A 14,054-nucleotide genomic window follows, 5' to 3' on the forward strand; every position below is an offset into this window, starting at 1 on the left:
CCTTTTTGTATAATCATTCACCTGGTTAATGAATGGGTTATGTGTTGTTATATTGTGTTTTAGCTATTGCAAGGTGAATGGTGAACGGTTTTACTGCTGATTCCGACATGTTATAGAAACAACCTCTTAAACTCCTGTTCAAAATTAGGAGTAAACACATTTTGTCCCAGGTTCGACTTGATTTCTTCGAGCGACCAGAAACGTCCGCCGTCCAGTTCCTCGGTGTCCGGTTTGATTTCTCCGTTGTAAATTGTGCGGAATGTGTTGACTAGTTCTTTTTCGATAGCTGATTCAAAGACGTAACGGGTGATGAATTGGGGGGTGAATGCTGTAATGCCTAACTCCTCACGGACTTCCCGGCGGAGAGCTTCTTCGACCGTTTCCCCGTAATCGATATGTCCTCCGACAGCCGTATCCCATTTACCGGGTTGGATATCTTTGGTCATGGAACGTTTTTGCAGATATAGTTCTCCGGCATCATTAAAGATATGCAGATGGATGACCGGATGCAGTTGTTTGCTTCCGCTATGACATTCTTTTCGGGTCGCTTTACCTATTGTTTCTCCCATTTCGTTGACTAAGGGGAACCATTCTTCTTTCATCTTTTTCTTTGTTTTTGAGGTTGCAAAGATAAGGAATAAAGGTAGTTGGTATGTGGAATTTAATTATTACTTTTGTCAAGGACATAATAAAAAAGAATAACTATGACAAAATCAACTATGGCCATGGAAGCTGAAAAAGCTGAACTGGCGAGAATTATATTAGCCTTGGATGATATGGAATTAGTAAAGAAAGTGAAAGCTTCCGTCAAACGTATTACCACTCCGAAAGAAGACCCCTTTTTTACTAATCCGGCAAATCTTGCTCATTTCCGGAAATCAGTGAAGCAGAGGGAGAATGGTGAAGTTGTGGAATTGACCCCTGAGCTTCAGAAGGAATTACTTGGTTTATGAAATATACATTAATTATTACTGAGGAGGCAAAGATAGAGATTGCTTCCTTTTCTCGTGCCGGTGATAAAGCAGGAGCTAAGAAAGTGAATGTTTTATTAAATGAACTACGTGAACATCCTTACACCGGCACAGGTAAACCTGAGTCTCTGCGAGGCAACTGGTCCGGATATTGGTCTCGTCGTATCAATAAAAAAGATCGATTGATCTACGCAGTCGAGGAAGACAAGGTAATTGTAACGGTCGTGCAAGCAAAAGAACACTATAATGATAAATGACCGTGTCGTTACAACTTTCCGATAACCTTTGCCAATTCCTCATCCGATAACCCTTCCCCATAAGTCGCATAATCCAGCCGGAATGTACAACCATTCTTATATTCGGAACAACCGTAGGCAGTTTTGCCTCGCAGGATGTTTCCTTTCTTGCAGATGGGGCAAACCGGTTTTGCCGGTTGTTGGGGGACTGCTTTCTCTTTGGGAGCCTCTTCCTTTTTGGCACGCGGCTTGCGGGGTTTTTTTTCTTTTTTCTCCTCTTTCGGTGCTTCTTTGGCGGCGTCCTCGATGGTGATGGTGCGGGTGGACTGGTCGGAAAGGACGTTGATGACTACCTGGTGGACCATCTGTTTGAGTTCGTCCAGGAATGTTTTTGCCTCATAAGTTCCACGTTCTATCTGACGCAGTTTCTTTTCCCATAAACCGGTCAGTTCGGCACTTTTCAGTAACTCTTCGTGTATTGTACCTATCAATTCCTTTCCGGTGGCGGTAGGGAACAGGTTCTTTCGTTCTTTACGGATATAGTTACGTTTGAAAAGCGTTTCAATGATAGCTGCACGGGTGGAAGGGCGGCCGATACCGTTTTCCTTCAAGGCATCACGCAAATCGTCATTATCGACCAGCTTACCGGCCGTTTCCATTGCACGGAGCAACGTAGCCTCTGTATAAGGCTTGGGCGGAGTCGTCCAGGTCTCCTTTAATAAAGGTTTATGCGGTCCGGTTTCTCCTTTGGTGAAGTCCGGCAATACGCCTTCTTCCTCGGTCGGTTCGGCATCCGGATCTTTTTGCTCCGCACCGAATACGACGCGCCATCCCGGTTTTAATATCTGTTTTCCGGTTACTTTGAAATCTACTTTACCCACTTTACCGAGTACGGTTGTAGTGGAGATTTCACAGTCCGGGTAAAAGGCGGCGATGAAACGACGGGCAACCAGGTCATATACCTTCCGTTCATTCTCCGTCAGATTACGGGCAGGTACGCCGGTCGGGATGATGGCGTGGTGGTCAGTTACCTTTGAGTTGTCGAATACTTTTTTGCTTTTGGGAATCTTGGCATTCAACAGGGAAGCCGTCAGCTCGGTATAATCGACCAGCCCTTTCAGCGTATTCGGAACTTTCGGGTAAATATCATCACTCAGGAAAGTGGTATCTACACGGGGGTAGGTGGTCACTTTCTTTTCATATAATGACTGAATCAGTTTTAATGTATCGTCGGCGGTAAATGCAAACTTTTTGTTGCATTCCACCTGCAACGAGGTCAGGTCGAAAAGGCGGGGAGCGTATTCCTTCCCTTTCTTTTCGGAAATATCGGTGACGGTAAAGTCTTCCTGCTGTACGATTTCGAGGAAGGCTTCCCCTTCTTCCTTTTTGGTGAATTTACCCTTGGTAGCGGAGAAGGTTGTATTCCGGTAGACGGTTTTCAACTCCCAGTAAGGTTCGGGCTTGAAATTATCTATCTCTGCCTGGCGGTTTACAATCAGTGCCAGTGTCGGTGTCTGGACACGGCCGATAGAAAGTACCTGGCGGTTCTGTCCGTAACGGATTGTATATAATCGGGTTGCATTCATTCCCAGCAACCAGTCGCCTATGGCACGGGATAATCCGGCCTCGTATAGTCTGGCAAATTCAGTCTGTTCTTTCAGATGCTGGAAACCTTCGCGAATGGCTTCTTCGGTAAGGGATGATATCCATAAACGGTAAACCGGGCATTTACAGCCGGCTTTCTGCATCACCCAACGTTGAATCAGTTCCCCTTCCTGGCCGGCATCACCGCAGTTGATGACCATCTCTGCATTCTGCATCAGGCTTTCAATCACTTTGAACTGTTGTTCGTAGGTCGGGTTACTAATCAACTTGATGCCGAAACGGGGGGGGATCATAGGAAGTGCTCCCAGGCTCCATCGTTTCCAGTCGTCAGTGTATTCGTGAGGTTCCTTGAGTGTACACAGATGTCCGAATGTCCAGGTAACCTGATATCCGTTTCCTTCAATATACCCATTCATTCTTTTTGTAGCCCCCAGTACTTCGGCAATCTCTCGTGCCACACTCGGTTTTTCAGCAATACATACTTTCATCTGCAATCTAATCCTTTCGTAAAAATCACACAAATGTACGCTTTCCTGTTGACTTAATAAAATCGTAGATAGAATTAAAGAAGTTCGCAGGAATGCCGGTCTTATTTTACAGACATGTTTGTGAGGTATATAGAATATCTCTATATTTGACAAGTCTTAGGACATGAAGAGTATGGATTGTGTTTCCACTTATTAGTTTAAATGTATAATAATTCAGAACAGGAAAAGATACTTATTGCAGGTTTGATTCAGGATGACGAGTCTGCATTCTGTGAATTATACGCTTTGTATAAGAACAGGCTGATGTTCTTTGCGATGAAGTTTCTTAAATCGAAAGAATTTGCAGAAGATGTTTTTCAGGATGCTTTCACCTCCGTCTGGCAAAACAGGCGTTTCCTGAATCCGGATTCTCCTTTTGCACCTTATGTTTATACAATTGTGAAAAACCGGATTCTTAATCTGCTGGCCGGGATAGAGAAAGAGCAACAACTTAAAAATATCATCTTGTCCGGTTCGGTGGATGTGACCAATGATACGGAAGATAAAATATTGGATGACGACCTGAACCAACTGCTCGAAAAGGCTCTGCTCGATTTGACTTCACAGCAACGCCGTATCTTCGATATGAGCCGGAAAGAGATGAAGTCTCATAAGGAAATAGCGGAAGAATTAAATATTTCAGTTTATACCGTCCAGCAGCATATCTCTGCGTCTTTGAAAGTAATACGTTCATATTTAGTGAAATACTCCGGGACGTATGCCGATTTACTAGTACTGCTCTTTTGCCTGAATTCATAATAAAAGTTAATCATATCCCAGTTGTACCTCGTTTCGTGGTACTATAAATACATGCACCGATAATATGGCAGATTTGAAGTATATAAACAACTTATTGAAACGATTCGTCGACGGCCTCTACACCCGTAAAGATGCCGACGACCTGTTGAAGCATTTCCATGCCGGAAAATACAATACGGAAATTTCCGAAGCAATGGACACTGTATGGGAAGAAATGGAGGAAGATGAGGTTTCGTCGTTGCAGCATCAGCAATACAGGGAAGAGGCCCGTTTGTTATTGTCGCGCATCCGGAAACCGGAGAAACGTTTCTCCTTTATTCCCTATTTGAGATATGTGGCAATCGTGGCTGTCATCTTGTCGATAGGTTGGGGCGGATTCCGCCTGATACGTTCGAATCAGGAAAAGGTATTGACATATACGGAAGTGCATGTGAAGAACGGCGAACATAAACGGGTTATTTTGCCGGACGGGACTTCCGTAACATTGAATGCCGGTTCTTATTTAAGATATCCCCGGGAGTTCATTACTGATGTCCGCCGGATAGAGATGAATGGAGAAGCTTTTTTCGAGGTAACCCGGGATGAAGAGAAACCTTTCCTTATCCATACGAAAGATGCCGATGTAAAGGTGTTGGGTACTTCCTTCAATGTGAAAGCCTTCGATATGGACGAGCAGTTGACTGTTAGTGTTCAGACGGGGAAAGTGCAGGTCGATTTACCGGAAGCGATGATGCGCCTGCTGCCGGACGAACAGTTCGTGATGGATAAGACGAAAGGCGAGTTCCAGAAACGGAATGAAGATGCAAGGCTTTCCACTGTCTGGATAAAAGGTGGTCTTTACTTTAACAGGACTCCCATACGGACCGTTGTCAATGAACTGGTCCGCATGTATAACCGGACTATTGAATTTGCCCCGGGTGCGGAATATGACGATTATATTTACGGGGAACATGATAATAAAAGTCTGGAAGCAGTACTTAAATCGATACAATATTCAACAGATATAAAATACAGGATAGAAAATGACAAAATAGTTTTATATAAGAATTGATTATTAACTTATTCTAAATTGATACTTACATGAAAGACACCAGTTAACTTATCCACAAAAAGAAAAGGAAGGTCACAGGGACCTCCCTTATACTCTACCGATTGTCCGGAGTGGAGGCCAGACAATCTATACGGAGTCGTTTTAAATTACTATTCAAAACAACCATAAAACATTCCAAATTTATGAACTTCCTTAATATTAAGAAGTATTGTTGGGCTTGTTATGCTGTACTTTTTGTTTTTTTAGCAGTTGTATGCGCACAACCGGCAATGGCCCAAACGATAAAATCAGAAGTAGTGACCGTTGAGGTCCACAATCAACCGGTAGAAAAGGTCCTCAAAGAGATTTCCCAGCAAACGGGAGTCAAGTTCTTTTACGGCGAGACCGTCACCAACAACAAGTTAACGGTCAATTTGTCCTTTAATGGCAAGCCGTTGAAAGACGTCTTAAATGAAATATCCAAACAGACCGGTCTGGATTTTAACCGGGAGAACAATACCATTGCAGTCAGCGTGCGTAAAACCAACGCTGCTCCGTCCCGTCAGCAGGCACAGCCGGAAAAGAAAATTTCAGGTGTGGTAACAGACGACAGGGGAGATGCTGTTATCGGTGCGAATGTGGTAGTGAAAGGTACCACTAACGGCACAATTACAGATATCGACGGTAAATTCAGCCTGGATGTTCCGTCTGGCAGTACACTGACAATTTCCTACATCGGTTATCTGAACAAAGAGATACGTGTAGACGGACAGCAGTCGCAATATGCAGTTAAGTTGCTGGAAGATACCCAGACACTGGATGAAGTTGTTGTCGTAGGTTTCGGTACACAGAAAAAAGCCAATCTGACAGGTGCCGTGAGTACGGTGAAGATGGAAGAGGTAATGGGTGACCGTCCGGTCGTTTCCGCCAGCCAGGCGTTGCAGGGAGCTATGCCGGGTCTGACAATTACCACCAATGCCGGTAGCCCGGGTAAGAGCATGACATTGAATGTTCGCGGTACCAACCGTCTGAATATCGATGAATACGGAGAAGGCGAGCCGTTGGTATTGGTAGATAACGTTCCGATGGATATCAATATGATTTCTCCGTCCGATATTGAAACGGTAACAGTCTTGAAGGATGCGGCTTCTGCTGCTATCTACGGTGCACGTGCTGCTTTCGGTGTTATTTTGATTACAACCAAACAGGCGAATAAAGAGCAAAAGGTTTCTATCAATTACAACAACAACTTTGCATTCTCAAAGCCTCAGTCTTTGATAGAAAAAGCGTCTCCGCTGGAAACAGTCCGTTTCTATAATGATATGGGATATAAGAACGGCCGTTATAACAACGGACAGGATATCACTGCATGGTTGGGCTATCTGGAAGATTACCAGGCAAATCCGGGTAAATATCCGTTAGGCTATTATATGGATGACAATGGTAACCGCTACGATTTAAAAGAGAACAACCATCTGGAACGTATGATGGATAATTATGGTTTCCAGCAGACACATAATGTTTCAGTGAGCGGCGGTACGGCTAAGTCTGCTTACCGTTTATCTTTCGGATACCTGGATGAAGACGGTATTCTGGTTACGGATAAGGATGGTTATAACAGATACAACCTGTCTTCTTTTGTGAATACGGAAATTACTTCCTGGTTGAAAGTGCAGGCGGATATTAAATACTCCAAGTCGAAAACGACCAACCCGAATATGAATACGTTGAGAAACTGGTCTCCGTATCGTCTGGCCCAATTGCTGCCGACTTATTATCCGGAAGGTGACGTTGAGATAAACGGGGAAACTTATCCAATCGGTACTCCCCGCTGGAATATCATGAATTCTCCGGTCCAGGCAAAGAACAACGAAGATATCCGTCTTTTCGGTAAAGCTATTTTCAATCCGATGGAAGGACTGTTAATCAATGCTGAATATACTTTCAACAGAACTAATTACGACCAGGACGAATACCAGAAAACAGTGAAGTATGTCAATGCGGAAAACAACTATTTCTCAGTGGCGGACTCCTATAGCGGTAACTCTTCATACCAGTTGGATGAAAAGCATATCAACTACAATGCAATCAACGTTTACGGAAATTACGATAAGACGATAAACGACCACTCTTTCAGTGTAATGGCAGGTTTCAACCAGGAATACAGTTACATGCGTAGAGTTTGGGGAAAGAAATTGCATGTGGTAAATCCGGAACATCCCTCATTGAGCGGTGCGGACGGAACAATGACTACCGGCGATGAATATGACGAATATTCGTTACGTGGTTTGTATTACAGAGCTTCTTATAACTATAAAGGAAAATACCTGTTTGAAACGAACGGGCGTTATGATGGTTCTTCCAAATTCCCTTCAGGCAATCGTTTCGGTTTCTTCCCATCTTTCTCGTTGGGTTGGAGAGTTTCTGAAGAAAAATTCATGGATTGGTCGAAGGAATATGTTACGAACTTCAAGCTGAGAGGTTCTTTCGGACAGGTAGGTAACCAGGCAATTAAGAACTATGCATTCCTGGGCGTAATGGCTACGGAAAACGGATGGCTGGAAAATGGCTTATGGAATATAACCCGTAAAGTTCCGGCTTTGGTTAGTTCGAGTTTTACCTGGGAAAAGGTAGAGACGCTGGATATCGGTTTCGACTTGGGTATGTTCGATAACCGTTTAGACCTGGTATTTGACTGGTATCGTCGTGATACGAAAGGTATGTTGGCTCCGGGTAAGGAACTTCCTTCTGTGCTTGGCGGTTCTTCTCCGTTGGAAAATTCGGCCGATCTGCGTACAAAAGGTTGGGAGTTGGCAATAAACTGGAGAGACCGTATCGGTAAAGACTGGCGTTATAACATCGGTTTGAACCTGTATGATTCACGTTCAAAAGTAACGAAGTTCGATAACCCCACAGAATCATTGTCTACTTATCGTGTAGGTCAGGAAATAGGGGAAATCTGGGGATTTGTTACAGACCGTTTCTATACGGAAGATGATTTCGAAACGATTGATGAGGCGAAAGGTATCTATAAACTGAAAGAAGGAGTTCCTACTATCGACCCGTATGTACGTGACCCGAGACCGGGTGATATCCTGTTCAAAGACTTAAACGGAAATGGTAAAATTGATAACTCCGGTGATAACACGGCTAAAGATGCGGGTGACAGAAAGATTATCGGTAATAATTCCAGACGCTATCCGTATGCAATCAATGCCGGTGTGGGTTGGAAAGGTTTTGACCTGACCGTATTCTTCCAGGGAGTTGGAAAACGTGACCTGATTGTCGGTACGGACGGTAAATCAAATTTCCTGGCATGGCCGCACACCAACACGGATAACCCGAATGCTGCTGCTACTGTATTGAAACACCACCTGGATTATTGGACTCCTGAAAATCCGAATGCTTATTACCCCCGTTTAGGAAACCAGACAGGTGTGAATCAGGGAACGGATGGTTTCAACAGAAGGAATCAGACTAAATATCTGATGGATGCCTCTTACATCAAACTGAAAAATATCACATTGAGTTATTCATTCCCGAGTAGCTGGCTTGAGAAAACAAGAGCGATTTCGGCTTTTAAAGTATTCTTTAGTGGTGAAGACCTCTGGACAAAACATCATATGTATAAAGGAATGGACCCTGAACAAACGATGAGTATTAATGACTTATATCCGTTCATGAAGAAATTCTCTTTTGGTATTAATGTTACTTTATAATTTGTATAACACTTGATTCTTATGAAAAAAATATATTTATCAGCATGTCTGGCTGCTTTTCTTATTGGAGGTACTTCCTGCCTGAATGATGAATTCCTGGATAAATACCCGATCGATAAAGAAACGGAAAACACGGTCTTTACGACTTATGATAATTTTAAAATGTACGCGTGGGGATTGTATAATAAAACACTGATTGCTTATCAGAACTATCCTCAGGCAGGAGATGTATCGGATATGCTGTTCGATTCGAATGATGCCCGTGGTATCGCCTGGGCAAACAACCGTATGTCTGCTTCGAATGTAAGTGCGGATACATGGACGTTTGAATTTATCCGCCGGGTGAATCTGATGCTGGATAATATCGAAAACTCACAGATGACGGAAAAGGAGAAAGCGCACTGGCGTGGAGTCGGTTATTTTTTCCGTGCTCATGAATACTTCAAACTTCTTCAGAAGTTCGGCGACTTGCCCTGGCTGGAACATCTGGTAGGGACCGGAGATGTGGATGTATTATACGCAAAACAAGATTCCCGTGAGGTGGTTGCCAATCACATGTTGGAAAATCTTTTGTATGCCGAAGAGCATATAAACGAGAAAGGTGACGGTGATAATACGGTTAATCCGAATGTAGTACGTGCTTTTATTTCCCGTTTCGGTCTGTATGAAGGGACCTGGAGAAAGTATCATGGCAGTGTGGATAATGTAGACGGTACGAAATATCTGGAAGCAAGCGTGAAAGCCTCCCAGAAACTTATCGACCAGAATTTGGGGCTGATGGCGGACTATGATGATGTGTTTAACTCATCTAGCCTGAAAGGACAAAGCAGTATCCTTCTGTATCGGGAGTACCTGGAAAACGAAAGCGGGAAGGGGCATGATTTGACTCAGCGTACGACTGGCGAACGTTTGTATGAAGGTTCAAAGAAGCTCGTAGAACAATACTTATGTGTTGACGGACGGCCTATTTCTACTTCTACTGTTTATGATGGCGATAATACGGTGTATGATGAATTCAGGAATCGTGACTTACGTCTGTATTATACAATTTGTCCTCCTTATAAGGTGACGGTTTCTACGGATTTATCCCATTGGGAATATACGGACAACGCTGTGGAACGTGAGTATATGGATCTAATGGGTAAGTTATCTAAAAATAATCCGGAGAGGAAAATGTTGCCCCTGTCGAAGAAGGCTTCTTATATTGCGAATATACCGAATTTGACGGCAGTAAAAGTCAGCGGTGTGGATACGCAGACCGGTTACTTCATGTACAAATATTATAATGCGTTACCCGGAGCTGATAAAGGAGAGGTACAAGGTACCGACGGACCTATCTTCCGTATGGGAGAGGTGTTGATAAACCATGCCGAAGCAATGTTTGAACTGGGACGTTTCGACCAGTCCGTTGCCGATGCTACTGTCAACAAGTTGCGTGCACGTGCCGGTGTTGCGGCAATGGTAGTAAACAATATCGGAGCGGATTTCGACAAGTTCCGTGATTCGGATGTCGCCCCTGTTTTGTGGGAGATACGCCGTGAGAGATGTTCCGAATTGATGGGTTCAGGTTTCCGTTTTGACGATATCAAACGTTGGAAAAAAGGTAACTATCTGAATGAACAGCCTGTCGGCGTCAAGATTAATAATATAGAAGATTACAATAGCGAAGCGCTGGCAAAGAGTCTGTATAAAGGTTCGGAAATGCCTCGCTATGTAAACTGTGTTACTTATATCGAGAAACCGAATCCGGGTTGGGAAGATAAATGCTATCTGTATCCTATTCCTTTGAAACAAACTCTTTTAAATGAAAATCTGGTGCAGAACCCAGGTTGGAAATAATTGAACATACCTTACCGCATCCGAACCAGGATGCGGGAGTAATTCTGATTTCTTCCGAATGAAAAAACGATTTCATTCGGAAGAAATTTATTTTATTCGTATCTTTAACGCTCTTATGCGGTAATAATAACAACATTATCTAATAAAAACACGATATCATGAATAGTAAGCTAATGCTTTTGGCTGCGGCCTCCGGACTATCAGTAACGGGACTTGCAGCGAACTACACCAACTTCATTATCATCAACCTCGATGATGCCGGTTATGGGGATTTTTCTTATAATGGCGCATACGGATATAAAACGCCGAATATCGACCGTATGGCAGCCGAGGGAGTCCGTTTCACTCATTTTCTGGCCGGACAACCGATCAGTGGTGCTTCACGTGCCGGACTGCTGACCGGATGCTATCCGAACCGTATCGGATTTGCCGGTGCTCCGGGACCGGGTTCTGATTATGGCATCAGTCCGGATGAAATGACGATAGGAGAGTTGTTGAAGCAGAAAGGATACAGTACCGCAGTTTTCGGTAAATGGCATCTGGGCGATGCTAAACAGTTCCTGCCTTTGCAGAACGGCTTCGATGAATATTACGGATTGCCTTATTCAAACGATATGTGGCCTTTCCATCCGCAGCAGGGAGAGGTATTCAATTTCCCGGACCTGCCGACCTATGACGGAAATGAGATTATCGGTTATAACACCGACCAGTCACAGTTTACAACGGATTATACCAACCGTACGGTCAATTTCATCAAGAAGAACAAGAATAAACCGTTCTTTATCTATCTGGCACATTCCATGCCGCATGTTCCGCTGGCCGTTTCCGACAAGTTTAAAGGAAAGAGCGAACAGGGACTGTATGGCGATGTCATGATGGAACTGGACTGGAGTGTCGGTGAAGTATTGAAAGCGCTCCGCGAACAGGGGTTGGAAGAAAATACACTGATTGTCCTTACGTCTGATAACGGTCCGTGGGCGAACTACGGTAACCATGCCGGTTCGGCCGGCGGATTGCGTGAGGCTAAAGCTACCACTTTCGACGGAGGTAACCGTATCCCTTGCGTGATGTACTGGAAAGGTACTACCCAGCCGGGAACGACCTGTAACAAATTGGCTTCCAATATCGACCTTCTTCCGACATTGGCAGATATCAGCGGTGCACCGCTGCCCCAGCGTAAGATTGACGGTGTCAGCATCCTGCCTTTGATAAAAGGGGAGAAAGATGCCAACCCGCGCGAATCGTTCGTTTATTATTATCACAAAAATGATTTGGAAGCGGTCACGGACGGTAAGTTCAAGCTGGTCTTCCCGCATAAATATGTCACCTACGGTGCTTATGTGCCGGGTAACGACGGACAGCCGGGAGATTTGACAAACCTGGAATTGAAGAAAGCCGAGATGTATGACCTGCGCCGTGACCCGGGAGAACGTTACGACGTTATTTCCCAATATCCGGAAGAAGCAGCCAAGCTGATGAAGATTGCCGACGATATGCGTAAAGACCTGGGAGATAACCTGACACGTGTGAAGGGACCAGGACGCCGCGAACCGGGAAAACTGAAATAATAATATAGAAATGAGAAACGCTAATCTAATTGTAAAAGCAGGTATGTTGGCAACATGCCTGCCTTTTATTGGCTGTAACTCGGCCAACAAATCAGAGAAAAGCCAGGAAGAACGTCCGAATATTCTCTTTATCCTGTCTGACGACCATACAGGTCAGGCATGGGGTATCTACGGAGGTATTCTGGCCGACTATGTGAAGAACGAGAATATCCGCCGCCTGGCCGCCGAAGGCTGCGTGCTGGATAACTGTTTCTGTACGAACTCAATCTCCGCACCGAGCCGTGCCGCCATTATGACCGGGGCATACAGCCACCGCAACGGTGTCTATACGCTGGAGGACGGGCTGGACCCGGCAGTCGATAATATCGCCAAGCAAATGCAGGCCGGCGGTTACCAGACTGCCTTAATTGGTAAATGGCATCTGAAAAGGCAACCGGCCGGCTTCGACCACTTCAATGTGTTCCACGACCAGGGGGAATATGTCAATCCGATCTTCAAGACTGCCGAGAACTGGGTGGACGACGATAAGGGCAAGCAAGGCACCGAGGTAAAAGGTTTCTCTACCGATATCGTTACCGATCAGACAATCGACTGGATACGCAACCGGGATAAGAACAAACCGTTCATGATGTGCTGTCATTTCAAGGCAACGCACGAACCCTGGGATTTTCCCGAACGGATGAAACATCTGTACGACGATGTTGTCTTTCCGGAACCGGAAAGTATGATGGAGTTCGGACCGGAGAAATCGGGTAGGGCCTTCACTGGACAGCAACTAGAGAATATGGGATGGCGTTGGGAGACTGCTTCCAAGGACCCGGATGCCTGGTGGTGCCGCTATCCGGAACTGCCTTTCTCTACGAAAGGTATGGATAAAGTGGCTGCCCGCAAGAAAATCTATCAGAAAATGATTAAAGATTACCTGCGTTGCGGCGCGACCATCGACGACAACATCGGACGCTTGCTCAAGATGTTGGATGAAGAAGGACTGGCCAAGAATACAATTATCGTCTATGTCTCCGACCAGGGGTATTTCCTGGGTGAACACGGCATGTTCGATAAACGTATGATGTATGAAGAACCGTTGCACATGCCTTTCGTGATTCGTTATCCGAAAGAGATTCCGGCGGGAACACGCAACAAGGATATTATCCTGAATGTCGATTTCGCTGCCACACTTGCCGATTACGCAGGTATCAAGGCGCCGGAAAAATCACAGGGAGAAAGTTTCCGTCAGAACCTGAAAGGTGAAACACCGACCGACTGGCGTAAGGAAATGTATTACCGTTACTGGACACACCATTCCATCCGCCCTGCCCACATGGGTATCCGCAACGAACGGTATAAACTGATGTTCCTTTACGGCGACCGTCTGAATGCAACCGGCTCGGAAGAAACTCCGACAACACCGGCCTGGGAATTTCATGACCTGCAAGTCGACCCGAAAGAAGATAAGAATATGTACAATGAACCGCAGTATCAGGATATCATCAAAGAGATGAAACAGGAATTGCTGACACTCCGCCAGGAAGTCGGCGACACCGATGCCGATACTCCCCGGATGAAAGAGATTATGGACCAGTATTATTGGTAATATGCGCTTTTATCTATTGGAGGAGAATAATATTTATGTTTAGACAAAATTGAACTATCTGTTTATTGACTGGTTGTAACTGTCTCCCCTCTTGAGAGGGGGTAGGGGGTGTGTTAAAGCCAGTCAATAAAACAAGCCTTGTAACAGGTTTATTTGCCGTCTGCTTCAGCTGACGGATTAGTAAAGGGTCTATCTCATTGGACTTT

10 protein-coding genes are annotated in these 14,054 nt (G+C 44.8%); 8 read left to right on the forward strand and 2 right to left on the reverse strand.

Going from position 1 to position 14,054, the window contains the following annotated elements:
* Nucleotides 1-110 precede the first annotated feature (110 nt).
* Complete coding sequence (locus NBH14_RS21945; protein ID WP_046147495.1) at nt 111-602, reverse strand: NUDIX hydrolase; 492 nt, start codon at nt 600-602, stop codon at nt 111-113.
* Nucleotides 603-704: 102 nt separating this feature from the next.
* Here NBH14_RS21945 and NBH14_RS21950 point away from each other — a divergent pair, with 102 nt between their 5' ends.
* On the forward strand, nt 705-953 hold the full coding sequence (locus tag NBH14_RS21950) for a hypothetical protein (protein WP_128133716.1): 249 nt from the start codon (nt 705-707) through the stop codon (nt 951-953).
* The gene (locus NBH14_RS21955; protein WP_186961107.1) at nt 950-1,228 is read left to right on the forward strand and encodes a Txe/YoeB family addiction module toxin; all 279 of its coding nucleotides are present in this window, start codon (nt 950-952) and stop codon (nt 1,226-1,228) included. The genes NBH14_RS21950 and NBH14_RS21955 overlap by 4 nt, the downstream gene beginning before the upstream one ends.
* A gap of 8 nt (nt 1,229-1,236) precedes the next feature.
* Here the strand turns inward: NBH14_RS21955 and NBH14_RS21960 are convergent, their stop codons facing one another.
* On the reverse strand, nt 1,237-3,300 hold the full coding sequence (locus NBH14_RS21960; protein WP_186961106.1) for a DNA topoisomerase 3: 2,064 nt from the start codon (nt 3,298-3,300) through the stop codon (nt 1,237-1,239).
* A 201-nt stretch (nt 3,301-3,501) separates the two neighbouring features.
* On the opposite strand from NBH14_RS21960, the gene NBH14_RS21965 reads away from it, so the two are divergent.
* The 6 genes from NBH14_RS21965 (at nt 3,502) to NBH14_RS21990 (ending at nt 13,848) form a co-directional block, all read left to right on the forward strand.
* A complete protein-coding gene (locus NBH14_RS21965) occupies nt 3,502-4,098 on the forward strand; it encodes an RNA polymerase sigma-70 factor (protein WP_186961105.1) in 597 nt (198 codons plus the stop codon).
* A 64-nt stretch (nt 4,099-4,162) separates the two neighbouring features.
* Nucleotides 4,163-5,149: a FecR family protein gene (locus NBH14_RS21970; RefSeq protein ID WP_186961104.1), complete on the forward strand. Its 987-nt coding sequence runs from the start codon at nt 4,163-4,165 to the stop codon at nt 5,147-5,149.
* 182 nt (nt 5,150-5,331) lie between these two features.
* The gene (locus NBH14_RS21975; RefSeq protein WP_186961103.1) at nt 5,332-8,847 is read left to right on the forward strand and encodes a TonB-dependent receptor; all 3,516 of its coding nucleotides are present in this window, start codon (nt 5,332-5,334) and stop codon (nt 8,845-8,847) included.
* Nucleotides 8,848-8,868: 21 nt separating this feature from the next.
* Nucleotides 8,869-10,686 (forward strand): RagB/SusD family nutrient uptake outer membrane protein, encoded by a 1,818-nt coding sequence (locus tag NBH14_RS21980; protein ID WP_186961102.1) that lies wholly within the window; start codon nt 8,869-8,871, stop codon nt 10,684-10,686.
* A 158-nt stretch (nt 10,687-10,844) separates the two neighbouring features.
* On the forward strand, nt 10,845-12,254 hold the full coding sequence (locus tag NBH14_RS21985; RefSeq protein WP_186961101.1) for a sulfatase family protein: 1,410 nt from the start codon (nt 10,845-10,847) through the stop codon (nt 12,252-12,254).
* A gap of 10 nt (nt 12,255-12,264) precedes the next feature.
* Entirely contained in the window at nt 12,265-13,848 is a 1,584-nt protein-coding gene (locus tag NBH14_RS21990; protein ID WP_186961100.1) for a sulfatase family protein, read from the forward strand.
* Nucleotides 13,849-14,054 lie beyond the last annotated feature (206 nt).

The organism is Parabacteroides caecihominis, assembly GCF_023656785.1.
Taxonomy (GTDB): Bacteria; Bacteroidota; Bacteroidia; order Bacteroidales; family Tannerellaceae; genus Parabacteroides; species Parabacteroides segnis.